General features: G+C 66.8%; 14 protein-coding genes and 1 other annotated feature. Of the genes, 4 read left to right on the top strand and 10 right to left on the bottom strand.

Annotated elements, in window-relative coordinates:
- The first annotated feature begins 51 nt into the window (after positions 1 to 51).
- Complete coding sequence (gene glmS / locus ACW17V_RS00620; protein WP_492106976.1) at positions 52 to 1,872, top strand: glutamine--fructose-6-phosphate transaminase (isomerizing); 1,821 nt, start codon at positions 52 to 54, stop codon at positions 1,870 to 1,872.
- Between the two features lie 45 nt (positions 1,873 to 1,917).
- On the opposite strand, the gene ACW17V_RS00615 is transcribed toward glmS, so the two are convergent.
- Positions 1,918 to 3,099, bottom strand: a complete 1,182-nt coding sequence (locus ACW17V_RS00615; protein ID WP_492106975.1) for a class I SAM-dependent methyltransferase — start codon at positions 3,097 to 3,099, stop codon at positions 1,918 to 1,920.
- A 57-nt stretch (positions 3,100 to 3,156) separates the two neighbouring features.
- Between ACW17V_RS00615 and ACW17V_RS00610 the strand changes: the two genes are divergently transcribed.
- Positions 3,157 to 3,618 (top strand): SAM-dependent methyltransferase, encoded by a 462-nt coding sequence (locus ACW17V_RS00610; RefSeq protein WP_492106974.1) that lies wholly within the window; start codon positions 3,157 to 3,159, stop codon positions 3,616 to 3,618.
- Positions 3,619 to 3,624: 6 nt separating this feature from the next.
- Here ACW17V_RS00610 and ACW17V_RS00605 read toward each other — a convergent pair whose 3' ends face one another.
- Both ACW17V_RS00605 and ACW17V_RS00600 read right to left on the bottom strand, forming a co-directional pair.
- Positions 3,625 to 4,089 (bottom strand): nuclear transport factor 2 family protein, encoded by a 465-nt coding sequence (locus tag ACW17V_RS00605; protein WP_492106973.1) that lies wholly within the window; start codon positions 4,087 to 4,089, stop codon positions 3,625 to 3,627.
- Positions 4,090 to 4,176: 87 nt separating this feature from the next.
- Entirely contained in the window at positions 4,177 to 4,581 is a 405-nt protein-coding gene (locus ACW17V_RS00600; RefSeq protein ID WP_492106972.1) for a YkvA family protein, read from the bottom strand.
- Between the two features lie 54 nt (positions 4,582 to 4,635).
- On the opposite strand from ACW17V_RS00600, the gene ACW17V_RS00595 reads away from it, so the two are divergent.
- On the top strand, positions 4,636 to 5,418 hold the full coding sequence (locus ACW17V_RS00595) for an SDR family NAD(P)-dependent oxidoreductase (RefSeq protein ID WP_492106971.1): 783 nt from the start codon (positions 4,636 to 4,638) through the stop codon (positions 5,416 to 5,418).
- Between the two features lie 129 nt (positions 5,419 to 5,547).
- Here the strand turns inward: ACW17V_RS00595 and ACW17V_RS00590 are convergent, their stop codons facing one another.
- The 3 genes from ACW17V_RS00590 to ACW17V_RS00580 all read right to left on the bottom strand — a co-directional run bounded on the left by ACW17V_RS00590 (position 5,548) and on the right by ACW17V_RS00580 (position 7,325).
- Entirely contained in the window at positions 5,548 to 6,141 is a 594-nt protein-coding gene (locus ACW17V_RS00590) for a CC0125/CC1285 family lipoprotein (protein ID WP_492106970.1), read from the bottom strand.
- A 107-nt stretch (positions 6,142 to 6,248) separates the two neighbouring features.
- Complete coding sequence (locus ACW17V_RS00585) at positions 6,249 to 6,878, bottom strand: LysE family translocator (RefSeq protein WP_492106969.1); 630 nt, start codon at positions 6,876 to 6,878, stop codon at positions 6,249 to 6,251.
- Between the two features lie 42 nt (positions 6,879 to 6,920).
- A complete protein-coding gene (locus tag ACW17V_RS00580) occupies positions 6,921 to 7,325 on the bottom strand; it encodes an MAPEG family protein (RefSeq protein ID WP_492106968.1) in 405 nt (134 codons plus the stop codon).
- 199 nt (positions 7,326 to 7,524) lie between these two features.
- On the opposite strand from ACW17V_RS00580, the gene ACW17V_RS00575 reads away from it, so the two are divergent.
- Complete coding sequence (locus ACW17V_RS00575) at positions 7,525 to 7,725, top strand: KTSC domain-containing protein (protein ID WP_492106967.1); 201 nt, start codon at positions 7,525 to 7,527, stop codon at positions 7,723 to 7,725.
- A 7-nt stretch (positions 7,726 to 7,732) separates the two neighbouring features.
- Here ACW17V_RS00575 and ACW17V_RS00570 read toward each other — a convergent pair whose 3' ends face one another.
- From ACW17V_RS00570 to ACW17V_RS00555, 4 genes are all read right to left on the bottom strand, one after another.
- Positions 7,733 to 9,217: a SulP family inorganic anion transporter gene (locus ACW17V_RS00570; RefSeq protein ID WP_492106966.1), complete on the bottom strand. Its 1,485-nt coding sequence runs from the start codon at positions 9,215 to 9,217 to the stop codon at positions 7,733 to 7,735.
- Between the two features lie 54 nt (positions 9,218 to 9,271).
- Positions 9,272 to 9,325: a sequence feature (sul1 is cis-regulatory element that is thought to sense ions involved in sulfur or methionine metabolism; They are found in Alphaproteobacteria), on the bottom strand.
- An 89-nt stretch (positions 9,326 to 9,414) separates the two neighbouring features.
- Positions 9,415 to 10,647, bottom strand: coding sequence for an argininosuccinate synthase (locus tag ACW17V_RS00565; protein WP_492106965.1), 1,233 nt, complete (start codon positions 10,645 to 10,647; stop codon positions 9,415 to 9,417).
- Between the two features lie 70 nt (positions 10,648 to 10,717).
- Positions 10,718 to 11,080, bottom strand: a complete 363-nt coding sequence (locus tag ACW17V_RS00560) for a hypothetical protein (RefSeq protein WP_492106964.1) — start codon at positions 11,078 to 11,080, stop codon at positions 10,718 to 10,720.
- The gene (locus ACW17V_RS00555) at positions 11,080 to 13,056 is read right to left on the bottom strand and encodes a potassium transporter Kup (protein WP_492106963.1); all 1,977 of its coding nucleotides are present in this window, start codon (positions 13,054 to 13,056) and stop codon (positions 11,080 to 11,082) included. Before ACW17V_RS00555 ends, ACW17V_RS00560 begins: the two co-directional genes overlap by 1 nt.
- Positions 13,057 to 13,131 lie beyond the last annotated feature (75 nt).

Below are 13,131 nucleotides of genomic sequence, written 5' to 3'. Positions count from 1 at the left end.
CCGCGCGGGTAGCCATAATCCCGGCGGGCGCGATTTACAAAGGACCATGGCATGTGCGGCATCATCGGCATCGTCGGAAACCAGCCTGTCGCCGACCGCCTGGTCGAGAGCCTAAAGCGCCTGGAATATCGGGGCTATGACTCGGCAGGCATCGCCGGACAGGTCGACGGGGTGCTGCAGCGCCGCCGGGCCCCAGGCAAGCTGCGCGAGCTGGAAAGCGTACTGGCCCGCGAGCCGCTGATCGCCACCACCGGCATCGGTCACACCCGCTGGGCCACCCACGGCGCACCCACCCTGCGCAACGCCCACCCGCATATCGTTGGCCGCGTGGCCGTCGTCCACAACGGCATCATCGAGAACTTCGCCGAGCTGAAGGCCGAGCTGATCGCCGCCGGCCGCGAGTTCCAGAGCGACACCGACACCGAGGTCGTCGCCCACCTGCTGGACGCCGAACTGGCCACGGGTCTTACGCCGCTGGACGCCTTCAAGGCCACGCTGGACCGCTTGCGCGGGGCCTTCGCCCTGTGCGTGCTGATCGGCGGCGAGGACGAGGTGATCCTGGCGGCCCGCAACGGCCCGCCCCTGGCCGTGGGCTATGGCGACGGCGAGATGTTCGTCGGCTCCGATGGCCTGGCGCTGGGCCCCTTCACCAACCGCGTCGCCTATCTGCACGACGGCGACTACGTGATCCTGGATCACAAGACCGCCAGGATCTTCGACCAGTCGGGCGCCGCCGCAGACCGGCCGATCAAGATCGTCCCGGCCTCGGCCGTGCTGATGGAGAAGGGCAACTACCGGCACTTCATGGAGAAGGAAATCCATGACCAGCCGGAGGGCTGCCAGCGCACCATCGCCGCCTATGTCGACCCGATCACCTCGCGCGCGGCCGTGCCGGGCGGCATCGACTGGGCGTCACTGGAACGCATCCAGATCGTCGCCTGCGGCACCTCCTATATCGCCGGCATGGTCGGCCGCTACCTGATCGAGCAGCTGGCCGACCTGCCGGTGGATGTCGAGATCGCCTCGGAGTTCCGCTACCGACAGCCGGCCATTCGCGCGGGCGCCCTGGCCATCGCCATGTCCCAGTCGGGCGAGACCGCCGACACCCTGGCCGCCCTCCGCTACTGCCAGGCGGCCGGCATGAAGAGCGCCGTGGTCGTCAACGCCACCGAATCGACCATGGCCCGCGAGGTCGACGTCGTCTGGCCGATCCATTGCGGCCCCGAGATCGGCGTCGCCTCGACCAAGGCCTTCACCGCCCAGGTCAGCGTGATGATCGCCCTGGCCATCGCCGCCGCCAAGGCGCGCGGCCGGATCGACGACGCCGAGGAGCAGCGCCTGGTCAAGGTGCTGCTGGAGGCCCCGCGCCTGATCGCCGAGGCCATCGGCCTGGAAGACGCCATCAAGGACATCGCCGTCGAGGTCTCCAAGGCCCGCGACGTGCTCTATCTGGGCCGCGGCCCGATGTCGGCCCTGGCCCTGGAAGGCGCGCTGAAGCTGAAGGAGATCAGCTACATCCACGCCGAGGGCTATGCCGCCGGCGAGCTGAAGCACGGCCCCATCGCCCTGGTCGACGACCAGACGCCCATCGTCATCCTGGCCCCCTATGACAGCTGGTTCGAGAAATCCGCCTCGAACATGAGCGAGGTCATGGCGCGCGGCGGTCAGGTGATCTTCATCACCGACACCGAAGGCGCCAAGCACGCCCCGGTCGGCGCCAAGGTGGTGATCACCGCCCCGGCCTGCGATCCCCTGATCTCGGCCCTGGTGATGTCGGCCCCGATCCAGCTGCTGGCCTATCACGTGGCCGTGCAGAAGGGGGCGGACGTGGATCAGCCGCGGAATCTGGCGAAGTCGGTGACGGTGGAATAAGCGGCGGCCTGATAGATAGCCGCTCCCCCTCTGGGGGAGGAGCGACTAGGCGTCCGCCATGTAATCCCGCGTCAGCGGAACCGCGTCGCGCTTCTTCGCCAGCTGGATCTGGAACACCATGTGTCCGCCATACCGGAAGCCCATCTCGGCGCCGGCCAGGTAGAACTCCCACATCCGCCGGAACCGCGCGTCGAACATCACCGGGATCTCCGGATCAGCCATGAACCGCAGCCGCCAGTGCTTCAGCGTCTCGGCATAGTGCAGGCGCAGGATCTCGATGTCGGTGATCCACAGGCCGACCTCCTCGATCGCTTTGACGATCTCCGACAGGCCGGGGATGTAGCCGCCTGGGAAGATGTACTTGTTGGTGAAGGCGTTGGTCGCCCCCTTGCCTGACGCCCGGCCGATGGAATGGATCACCGCCACCCCGTCATCGGCCAGCAGGCGCTTGAGCGTCTGGAAATAGGTGGAAAACTGCGGCGCGCCCACATGTTCCAGCATGCCCACCGAGACGATGCGGTTGAAGGTCTCGTCAAGGTCGCGATAGTCGGTCAGGCGAAACTCGACCTGGTCCGAGAGCCCCGCCGCCTCGACCCGCTCTCGGGCCAGGGCCAGCTGCTCGGTCGACAGGGTGACGCCGGTCATCTTCGCCCCGTGATCCCTGGCGAGAGTCATCGACAGCCCGCCCCAGCCCGAGCCGATGTCCAGCGTCTTCATGCCCGGCTGGATCCGCAGCTTCTTGCCGATATGCGCCTTCTTGGCGGCCTGGGCCTCTTCCAGCGTCATGTCGGCCCGGGCGAAATAGGCGCAGCTGTACTGCATGTCGGCGTCGAGGAAGCGGCGGTAGAGGGCATTGGAGATGTCGTAGTGGTGGGCGACATTGCGGCGCGAGGCGACGCGGTCGTTCAGCTGCTGGAGCCGGCGCTTGATCAGCTTGCGGGTCCGGGTGGCCCAGGAGCCCCGCCCCTTGAGGCCGCGCGAGCCGCCCTTGCCGACCAGTTCCAGCAGGTCCCACATCGAGCCCTGCTCAAGCACGATGTCGCCGTCCATATAGGCTTCGCCCAGGCCCAGGCCGGGATTGAGAGCCAGCCTGCGCACGCCCTTTGCACTGGCCCGCATGATCACGGGCGGCCCGGTTCCGTCGCCAGCCTTCACGGTGCGACCGCCAGGCAGATGCACGGTGAGGTCGCCGACCTTGATCATTCTGCGCAGGAGGGCTTGGATCATGCTGAAGCTTGCCGTTGCTTACCGACCAGAACCCAGAATGAGCCGACGGAGGAAACCATGTCCATCACCATGACGCCGATCGGCCAGGTTCAGGGCGGTCGCGAGGTTCCGGAAGATGACGATTGGGGCGGAAGCCGCGCGAAGATCGTGCTGGATCCTGCGCGCTTCGACGCCGAGGCGCTGATGGGTCTGGAGACCTTCAGCCACGCCGAGGTGGTCTATGTGTTCGATCGCGTAACCGACGACCAGATCGTCACCGGCGCCCGCCATCCGCGCGGCAACACCGCCTGGCCGAAGATCGGCATCTTCGCCCAGCGCGGCAAGAACCGGCCCAACCGCATCGGCGTCACGGTCTGCAGGATTGTGGCGGTGGACGGCCTGACCCTGGAGGTCGAGGGCCTGGACGCCATCGACGGCACGCCCGTGCTGGACATCAAGCCGGTGATGAGCGGCTTCGCACCGCGCGGCGAGCACCGCGAGCCCGACTGGGCGGACGAGATCATGGAGAAGTACTGGTAGGCCCCGCTACCGCGCCTTCAGTTCCGGGCAGGCGTCAGGCTCGGCCGTCCAGCTGACATCGGCGATGCGCCAGGCGCCCTCCTGCCTGACCAGCGTGAAGACATCGACGCCGCAATGGACGCTGACACCGCCCTTTCTGAACTCGTAAGGCGCGGTGAGGGTGGCCAGGGCGCCGCGCCGCACGACTTGGGGCGACCACATGACCTCCTCCAGGCCAGGCTCGATCCGCTTGCCGAACGAGTCCTCGAAGGTGAAGCGGCGGGTCTGGATCGCGCCGTCCGGCAGGGTCCGCAGAGACATGAACCGGCCGTCGGGCAGCATGGTCGCGCGCATGGCCGCCGGGTCGGCCGCGGCCAGTCCGTCGAAGAAGGCCTGCACGACAGCGACCACCGCCCGGTCCTCGTCGATCGCGGGCGGCGGCTGAGCGGGCGCGGCCAGGACGGCGGCGAGAAGACCGGCGAGAAACGGCATGGCGGGGTCCCTGATGGCTCTTCAGGCGGTCAGCATGCCGCAGCAGAGGCCGACCTGGCCACCCCCATACAGAACCCCCAGCGCGCCTCAGTCGCCGGCGGAAAGCTTGGCCAAAAACGCCTTGGCCGCCTCCCTGTGGCGGGGCCGCAGGTTCTTGCCCACGATCGCGATGACGGCGGCGATCACGGCCGCGTCGTCGGTCATGCCCAGGGCCGGCAGGATGTCGGGGATCACGTCGGTGGGCAGGACGAAATAGGCCAGGGCCGCCATCATCATGCCCTTGGCCGCCGCCGGGGTGGCCGGATCGCGGGCGCACCACCAGACCGACAGGGCCTCGGCGGCGAACGGCACCCTGGCCGCCACGCGCTTGATCTTCGGCAGGAAGCCGCGCGCCACCCGCTCTTCGTTCAGCTTCACCGTCGCCGGGACCAGGGCCTTGGCCGGATCCAGGATCTGGTTGACGTCGGGGGACGGTTTGGCGTCGGCGCTCATCGGTTTAAACCCTTCACAACAGCGATCTTAAACGCAAACCTCAGGGAAACGTCCATGAAACTCGACAACACCGTCGCCGCCGTCGTCACCGGAGGCGCTTCGGGCCTCGGCGAGGCCACCGCCCGCGCCCTGGCCGCCCACGGCGTCAAGGTCGCCCTGTTCGACATGAACGAAGCCCGCGGCGAAGAAGTGGCCAAGGAAATCGGCGGCGTGTTCTGCAAGGTCAATGTGACCTCCGACGCCGATGTCGACGCCGGCTTCGAAAAGGCCCGCGCCGCTCACGGCCAGGAACGCATCCTGGTCAACTGCGCCGGCACCGGCAACGCCGCCAAGACCGCCGGCCGCGACAAGGCCACCGGCGAGACCAAGCACTTCCCGCTCGACGCCTTCGACCGCATCATCCAGATCAACCTGGTCGGCACGTTCCGCTGCATCGCCAAGTCGGCCAAGGGCATGCTGGACCTGGCGCCGCTGGAAGACGGCCTGCGCGGCGCAATCGTCAACACCGCTTCGGTCGCTGCCGAAGACGGCCAGATGGGCCAGGCGGCCTATTCGGCGTCCAAGGGCGGCGTGGTGGGCATGACCCTGCCGATCGCCCGCGACCTGATGAGCGAAGGCATCCGCGTCAACTGCATCCTGCCGGGCATCTTCAACACCCCGCTGATGAACAATGCGCCCGAAGCCGTAAAGGCCGGTCTGGCCGCCTCGGTGCCGTTCCCCAAGCGCCTGGGCAATCCCGAGGAATATGCTCACCTGGCCCTGACGATGATCACCAACGACTACTTCAACGGCGAGGACGTGCGCCTCGACGGCGGCATCCGCATGGCGCCGCGCTAAACCGCATAAAAAAGCCCTCCCCCTTGATGGGGGAGGGTTGGGTGGGGGTGATAGGGCGCTTGCCGGCTGCATCGCCGCATCATCCCCATCCCCGGCCCTTCCCCCATCAAGGGGGAAGGGAGATGCGCTCTACTTCTTCGGCGTCGGCAGAACGATGCTGGACGACAGGTTCTTCATGATCTCGCGGGCGTCATAGGCGCGCGGATCGCCCTCGGGCTTGGCGCCCTTGTGCATGACGATCTCGGCGCCGGCCTCGAAGCGCTCGATGGTGCGCACCTGGCTGCGGTCATAGAAGAAGGGGTCCCCCCAGAAGGGGTCCCAGCTGCGCCAGCCATAGCTGGGGCCGAAATAGCGCCAGGACGGGCGCCAGTAGCCATAGGGATAGCCATAGCCGAAGCCTGGCCGCGCCATCGGATCGGGATCGATCACCGTCCGGGCCGTACGGTCGGTGCGGCGGTCGGCGGTCTCGAACCAGTCATAGCCCTGCTGCACGGTGAGCTCGGCGGCGCGATACAGGAGATAGCGCTCGACGGTCTCGCGCGAGGTCAGGCTATTGCCGGCGAAGCTGACGCGGTAGCGGTCGGCCTCCAGGCGCAGTTCCGAGAACCCGCCGGTGACCGAACCGGACGTGGCCTTGGGCTGGTAGGGTGTGGCGGTCGCGCAGGCCGAAAGTCCGGCGGCGACGACCAGGGCCGCGACGAGGGCGGCTTTCTTCAGGGACATGGACAGCACTCCGGGACCCAAATTCGCGGGTCTAGACTCTAACTCTGGCGACGCTTTGTGGTTTCGCCAAGGCGTTTGATTTCCGCCCGGAAATCCGGCGGCGAAAATCAGCCGCGCGACACGATCAGGATCGCCGCGCAGATCAGCAGGATCCCGACCACGAAGGCGAAGACCCGGCGGAACACCGGCTCGTTCATACGGGTCGACAGGGCCGCGCCGCCCAGGCCGTAGGCGCTCATGCTGATCAGGTCCATGCCGATGGTGGCGCAGGCGAACATCAGCAGCTGCGGAACCAGCGGCCGGTCCACGTCGAGAAACGGCGGCAGGACGGCGGTGAAGAACAGCAGGGCCTTGGGATTGGCGATCTGGACGGTGAAGCCGTCGAGAAACGCCGACTTGCCGCCCCTGACCGTGGCGACCGCGTGACTCTCGGCGTTCTTCCAGCCGGCCCACAGGGACTTGAGGCCCAGCCAGACCAGATAGGCCGCGCCGGCCAGGGCCAGCATGTGGAAGGCGGCTGGAAAGGCGATGATCAGGGCGCCCAGGCCCAGGGCCGAGCCGACGAACCAGATCAGGGTGGCGCAGTTCATGCCCGCCACGCCCAGCAGCGCCGCGCCCTTGCCCTTTTCCATGCCGGTGGCGATGGCGAAAAGGTTGGCGGGCCCCGGCGTGATGGCCATGACGAACATGGCGGCCAGGAAGGCGCCGTAGCGGGCGGGATCGACGGGAAGAGCCATGGTCACGCTATAGGTGAGGCCCCGCCCGTCGAAAAGCGATGTCTAGGCGCCGACCACGACCAGCATCCAGATGACCCGTCCCAGGGCGCCAAACAGCAGAACCGCCGTCGCCAGCATCTGGATCATGAAACCAAGCTCGCGCTTGTCCGCCGAGGCGGCGTAGCCGAGGGCGTAGAGGATGCGGCCCACGATCCAGACCACACCGACGATCGTGGCGACCAGATCGCTCCAGTAGACCGCGAACAGCCACAGCGACGGCAGGAAGATCGGCAGCCATTCCAGCGTATTGGCCTGGACGCGGATATGGCGCTCCAGCTCGGGATCGCCGGTCATGGTCGGGGCATGGATTCCGCTTTTTTTGCGGGCCCCGCCGACGCGAACGCCCATCCAGACGTAGACCAGCAGAGCGACCAGCGTGACGATCGCGACCCAGGAATGTGGCTGCATGTTGTGTTTCTCCCCTTTCGGCCCGCTCTTTTGCGCCAACGCAAAGCGGTTCGCCGACAAGGCGCTAGACCATCATCAATCGGCCGGCGAGGCCAGAGCCACCGCGCGACAGCGCCCCACCCATCAGGGCCGGGGGAACCAGATCGCGCGGAACGTCGCTTTACGTCCGACCCCGGTCCTTTCGCGGAGGCTTCCAGCCATGCAAGTCCACTCCACGGCCATCGCTGAGATCGATTACAGCCCAGAACACGGCAAGCTGTTCGTCACGTTCCGTGACGGCGACGAATACGTCTATGTGGGGGTCCCGGCCCGCGTCAGCGACGCCTTCGTCCGCTCGACGTCCAAGGGCCGCTTCTTCCAGCGGGTGATCCGCGACCGGTACCCCTACAACCGGATCTGAGGCGCGCTCAATGCGCGGCGTCTCCAGCCGGCAGGTGGCTCTTGTCGGACCTGCCGACGCGGTCCACCAGGGTCTGGCCTGCCGCGTTCATGCCGATGACGTCGACCTGCGCGCCCTGACGGCGATAGCGGAACACCACCTTGTCGACGGCCGCCACGCCGGTGAGATCCCACAGGTGGGCCTGCGTCATGTCGATCTCGACGCGGGTAGGACGGCCATGGTGCTCGAAGCTCGCGGCGAACAGATCGGCTGATGCGAAGAACAGCTGGCCGGTGACCCTGTAGCGCAGCACGCCTTCTTCGGGCGTTTCGACCTCGGTCACGGCGATGGTCTTGCCGACCTTGCGCATGAAGAAGATGGCCGAGAGGATCACGCCCAGCACCACACCCTTGGACAGGTCGTGGGTGAAGACCACCGTCAAGGTCGTGGCGATCATGACGATGGACGATTGAACCGGTGTGGAACGCAGGTTCAGCACCGACTTCCAGTCGAAGGTTCCCACCGAGACCATGATCATCACGGCGACCAGCGCCGCCATGGGGATCTTCGCGACCCAATCCTGCAACACCAGGATCAGGAACAGCAGGAAGAGCCCCGCCCACAGGGTCGACAGCCGTCCGCGCGCGCCGGAGGTCACATTGATGATCGACTGGCCGATCATCGCGCAGCCGGCCATGCCGCCAAACAGCGACGCGGCGATATTGGCGATGCCCTGGCCGCGCGTCTCGCGATCCTTATCGGACGGCGTGTCGGTGATGTCGTCCAGCAGATTGGCCGTCAGCAGGGATTCCAGCAGGCCCACGAAGGCCAGGGTCGCCGAGATCGGCCCGATGATCCTCAGCGTCTCCCAGGTCAGCGGCACGGCCGGCAGGTGGAAGGCGGGCAGGGATGACGGCATCTGGCCCATGTCGCCCACGGTGCGCACGTCCAGGCCCAGGAAGATGGCCAGGGCGCTGAGGACGATGATGGCGATCAGGGGCGAGGGGACGGCCCTGGTGATCCGCGGCAGGCCATAGATGATCACCAGGCCGCCGCCGACCATGGCGAAGGTCTGCCAGTTGGCGCCGATCAGCTCGGGCATCTGGGCCAGGAAGATCAGGATCGCCAGCGAGTTGACAAAGCCCGTCATCACGCTCCTGGAGACAAACCGGATATAGCGGCCCAGTTTCAGCAGGCCGATGATGATCTGGAACACCCCGCACAGCAGCGAGGCGGCGAACAGATATTCCAGCCCGTGATCGCGCACCAGCGTGACCATCACCAGCGCCATCGCCCCGGTGGCCGCCGAGATCATGGCGGGCCGCCCGCCCACCAGGGCGATGGTCACCGCGATGATGAACGAGGCATACAGCCCGACGGCCGGATCGACGCCGGCGATGATCGAAAAGGCGATGGCCTCCGGGATCAGGGCCAGGGCAACGACGGTGCCCGCCAGCAGATCACGGCGCGGATTGGCCAGCCATTGCTGACGCGCCGAAGCAAGAAGGGTCATGGAGGGTTCAGTCTGTCGCTCGCGAACCCTGGCGCGGCGCGCTGAAGTCCGTCCGGTTTCCCGAGGGATCGGCGCCCGGGGTAGCCACCCGATCTGGCCGGGTCCTTAGTGACGCGCCGCTGATGCAGCAAAACGTCCACTCGCGCAACAGATGGAGGCTTAGCGCGCCGCCGCTGCCGGCGGCGCGCTCCGGGAAATCAGCCCTTCGTGCGCTGGTCGCGCTTGGCCAAAACCCGCAGACGCAGGGCGTTGAGCTTGATGAAGCCGCCGGCGTCGCGGTGATCGTAGGCGACCTTGCCTTCTTCGAACGTCACCAGATCCTGATCGTACAGGCTGTAGGGGCTGGTGCGGCCGATGATCGAGACATTGCCCTTGTAGAGCTTGATGCGAACCTGGCCCGACACCTTGGTCTGGCTGTAGTCGATGGCCGCCTGCAGCATTTCGCGCTCGGGGGCGAACCAGAAGCCGTTGTAAACCAGCGATGCGTATTTCGGCATCAGCTCGTCCTTCAGGTGCATGGCGCCGCGATCGAGCGTGATCGACTCAATGCCGCGGTGGGCGGCCAGCAGGATCGTACCGCCGGGGGTCTCATAGACGCCGCGCGACTTCATGCCGACAAAGCGGTTTTCCACCAGGTCCAGCCGGCCCACGCCGTTGTCGCGGCCCAGCTCGTTGAGCTTGGTCAGCAGGGCGGCAGGCGACAGGGCCACGCCGTCGATGGCGACGGGGTCGCCCTTCTCGAAGTCCATCGTGAAGACGTGCGGCTTGTCCGGCGCATCCTCGGGCGCGATCGTGCGCATGTGGACGAATTCGGGGGCCTCGACGGCCGGATCCTCGAGGACCTTACCTTCCGACGAGCTGTGCAGCAGGTTGGCGTCGACGCTGAACGGCGCTTCGCCGCGCTTGTCCTTGGTGATCTGGATCTGGTGCTGTTCGGCAAATTCCAGCAGGGCCTCGCGCGACTTGAAGTCCCATTCGCGCCAGGGGGCGATCACGGTGATGTCGGGCTCCAGGCCGTAATAGCCCAGCTCGAAGCGGACCTGGTCGTTGCCCTTGCCGGTCGCGCCGTGGCTGACGGCGTCGGCGCCCATCTTGCGGGCGATCTCGATTTGCTTCTTGGCGATCAGCGGACGCGCGATCGAGGTGCCCAGCAGGTACTGGCCTTCATAGACCGTGTTGGCGCGGAACATCGGGAAGACGTAGTCGCGCACGAACTCCTCGCGCACGTCCTCGATGAAGATGTTCTCGGGCTTGACGCCGGCGGCCAGGGCCTTGGCCCGGGCCGGCTCGATTTCCTCGCCCTGGCCCAGGTCGGCGGTGAAGGTGATGACCTCAGCGCCGTACTCGGTCTGCAGCCACTTCAGAATGATGGAGGTGTCGAGGCCGCCGGAGTAGGCGAGCACGACCTTCTTCACGGACTTGTCAGCCATGAGCGGGGTCCTTAGCGAGGAAACACAAGAGTCGGCGCGTTCAAGGGCGCCGGGGGCGTCGGGTCAAGACCTAAAGCCTGCCTTCGTCCTGCAACGTCTTGATGGCGAAGCGCAGATGCAGCAGCTGGCCCATAGCCAGAAGGGCCCCCAGGGTGGCGCGGACGCACAGCAGCATCATCGCCTCGGCGCCCTGCACGCGGAAGGTCGCGCCCGACAGGGTGAAGGCGAAGATCACCCCGATGGAGATCAGCGGGATCAGCAGCAGGCCCGCCGTGCGCGGCGCGCGCCAGGTCGCCTTGCCGTCGAAACCCCATTGCATCGGCACGGCCACGCCCTTGGGGATGCGCTTGAACGCGCCCAGGGCCGTGGAGGCGATGATGGCCATGGCGGCGATGGACAGGCCATCGCCGATGACGCGGAAGGCGGTCTCCATCAGACGGTGACCTGGGCGCCCAGCTCCACCACGCGGCCCGGCGGGATCTTGAAGAAGTCGGTCGGGTTGGCGGCGTTGCGCATCAGGAAGATGTACAACCGGTCCTGCCACAGCGGCATGCCGCTGTTGGCCGACGGCACGATCGAGCGGCGGCCCAGGAAGAAGCTGGTGGCCATGATGTCGAACTTCAGACCCTGCTTGCGGCACACGGCCAGGGCCTTGGGGAGGTTCGGGCTTTCCATGAAGCCATAGGTGATGACGACCTTCTTGAAGTCGTCATTGACCTTTTCGATCTTGACCCGGTCGTCGTCGGCGATGCGCGGCGTGTCGCCGGTGCGCACGGTCAGGATGACATTGCGCTCGTGCAGCACCTTGTTGTGCTTGAGGTTATGCATCAGGGCGACGGGCGTCATGTCCGGGTCGGAGGTCAGGAAGATCGCCGTGCCGGGGGCGCGGTGCGGGGCGCGGGCCCGCAGGATCTCCATCAGGTCGACCAGGGGCACGCTGTCGCGGCGGGTCTTGGCGGTGAGGATCTGCGAGCCGCGCACCCAGGTGGCCATGATCAGGAACAGCACCGCGCCGATCAGCACCGGCAGCCAGCCGCCCGAGAAGAAGCGCAGGGCGTTGGCGCTGAGGAAGGTGATGTCCAGGGTCAGGAAGGGCACCAGGAAGCACAGGGCCTGCGGCAGGCTCCACTTCCACAGGCGGCGCATGACGATGAAGGCCATGCAGGTGGTCACGATCATCGTGCCGGTCACGGCCAGGCCATAGGCGTGGGCCAGGGCCGACGAAGTCTGGAAGGTGAACATGATCGCCAGCACGCCAAACAGCAGCATGGTGTTCAGCTGCGGCACGAAGATCTGGCCCGACTGGGTTTCAGACGTGCGACGCACGTCCAGGCGCGGCAGCAGGCCCAGCTGGATGGCCTGCTGGGTCAGGGAGAAGGCGCCGGTGATCACGGCCTGGCTGGCGATGACGGTGGCCGCACCGGCCAGCAGCACCAGCGGCAGGCGGAACACGGCCGGGGCCATTTCGAAGAACCAGTTCAGCTCCGGCATCGGCTGCCCTGCGGCCTCCGCGGCGTTCAGGGTGGTGAGGGCGAAGGCGCCCTGACCCAGATAGTTCATGGTCAGGCAGGGCAGGACGAAGAACAGCCAGGCCGCCTGGATCGGCCAGCGGCCGAAATGACCCATGTCGGCGGTCAGGGCCTCGACGCCGGTGACGGTCAGGAACACCGCGCCCAGCACGATGAAGCCGGTCAGGCCATGCTCGGCCAGAAAGCCGACGGCGTAGTGCGGGCTGATGGCCATCAGCACGCCGGGGTTCTGCGCCAGATTGACGGCGCCCAGCAGGAACATCACGCCAAACCACAGGGCGCAGACCGGGCCAAATAGCTTGCCCACCGAGGCGGTGCCGCGGCTCTGGATGAAGAACAGGCCCAGCAGCATGACCGTGGCGATCAGCAGCACGACCTGATTGTTGACGCTGTTTTCCAGCGCCGGAATGGTTCTCAGGCCTTCGACCGCCGACAGCACCGACATGGCTGGGGTGATCAGGGCGTCGCCATAGAACAGGGCCGCGCCGGCCACGCCCAGGGCGAACACCAGCATGGTGCGCTTGCCCATGGCGTGCTGGGCCAGGGCCATCAGCGACAGCACCCCGCCCTCGCCCTTGTTGTCGGCCTTCATGATGAAGACGACATATTTGATCGTCACCACCAGGATCAGCGCCCACAGGGCCAGCGACACCACGCCATAGATTTCGGACCGGGTGACGCCGTCATGGGCGGCCGCGTGCAGGGCTTCCTTGAAGGCGTACAGCGGACTGGTGCCGATATCGCCGAACACGATCCCGACCGAGCCCAGGGCGAGCGCGAAGAAGCCATGGCCCTTCGCGTCGGGTCCATGTTGGTGCGGAATGTCGGAAGGGGCGGGCGCGCAATCCGGGGTCGGGTCGCTGGAGGCTTCGGAAGCCATTCAATGTCTCCGGGCGTCCCCTCTCGCAAAATGCGAGCGGCGGGCCCATATCGATCAAGCGCGGCGCGATACACC

It is taken from the genome of Caulobacter sp. FV2ye17ST, from assembly GCF_058680955.1.
Note: the sequence above shows the minus strand (reverse complement) of the source record. Positions and strands in the feature narration are given on the sequence as shown.

Coding starts and splice junctions, on each gene's coding strand:
- ACW17V_RS00595 (WP_492106971.1), top strand. CDS start 4,636: ATGAAACTCGACAACACCGTCGCCGCCGTCGTCACCGGAGGCGCTTCG.
- ACW17V_RS00555 (WP_492106963.1), bottom strand. CDS start 13,056: ATGGCTTCCGAAGCCTCCAGCGACCCGACCCCGGATTGCGCGCCCGCC.
- ACW17V_RS00570 (WP_492106966.1), bottom strand. CDS start 9,217: ATGACCCTTCTTGCTTCGGCGCGTCAGCAATGGCTGGCCAATCCGCGC.
- ACW17V_RS00575 (WP_492106967.1), top strand. CDS start 7,525: ATGCAAGTCCACTCCACGGCCATCGCTGAGATCGATTACAGCCCAGAA.
- ACW17V_RS00600 (WP_492106972.1), bottom strand. CDS start 4,581: ATGAGCGCCGACGCCAAACCGTCCCCCGACGTCAACCAGATCCTGGAT.
- ACW17V_RS00580 (WP_492106968.1), bottom strand. CDS start 7,325: ATGCAGCCACATTCCTGGGTCGCGATCGTCACGCTGGTCGCTCTGCTG.
- ACW17V_RS00610 (WP_492106974.1), top strand. CDS start 3,157: ATGTCCATCACCATGACGCCGATCGGCCAGGTTCAGGGCGGTCGCGAG.
- ACW17V_RS00605 (WP_492106973.1), bottom strand. CDS start 4,089: ATGCCGTTTCTCGCCGGTCTTCTCGCCGCCGTCCTGGCCGCGCCCGCT.
- ACW17V_RS00585 (WP_492106969.1), bottom strand. CDS start 6,878: ATGGCTCTTCCCGTCGATCCCGCCCGCTACGGCGCCTTCCTGGCCGCC.
- ACW17V_RS00565 (WP_492106965.1), bottom strand. CDS start 10,647: ATGGCTGACAAGTCCGTGAAGAAGGTCGTGCTCGCCTACTCCGGCGGC.
- glmS (WP_492106976.1), top strand. CDS start 52: ATGTGCGGCATCATCGGCATCGTCGGAAACCAGCCTGTCGCCGACCGC.
- ACW17V_RS00560 (WP_492106964.1), bottom strand. CDS start 11,080: ATGGAGACCGCCTTCCGCGTCATCGGCGATGGCCTGTCCATCGCCGCC.
- ACW17V_RS00615 (WP_492106975.1), bottom strand. CDS start 3,099: ATGATCCAAGCCCTCCTGCGCAGAATGATCAAGGTCGGCGACCTCACC.
- ACW17V_RS00590 (WP_492106970.1), bottom strand. CDS start 6,141: ATGTCCCTGAAGAAAGCCGCCCTCGTCGCGGCCCTGGTCGTCGCCGCC.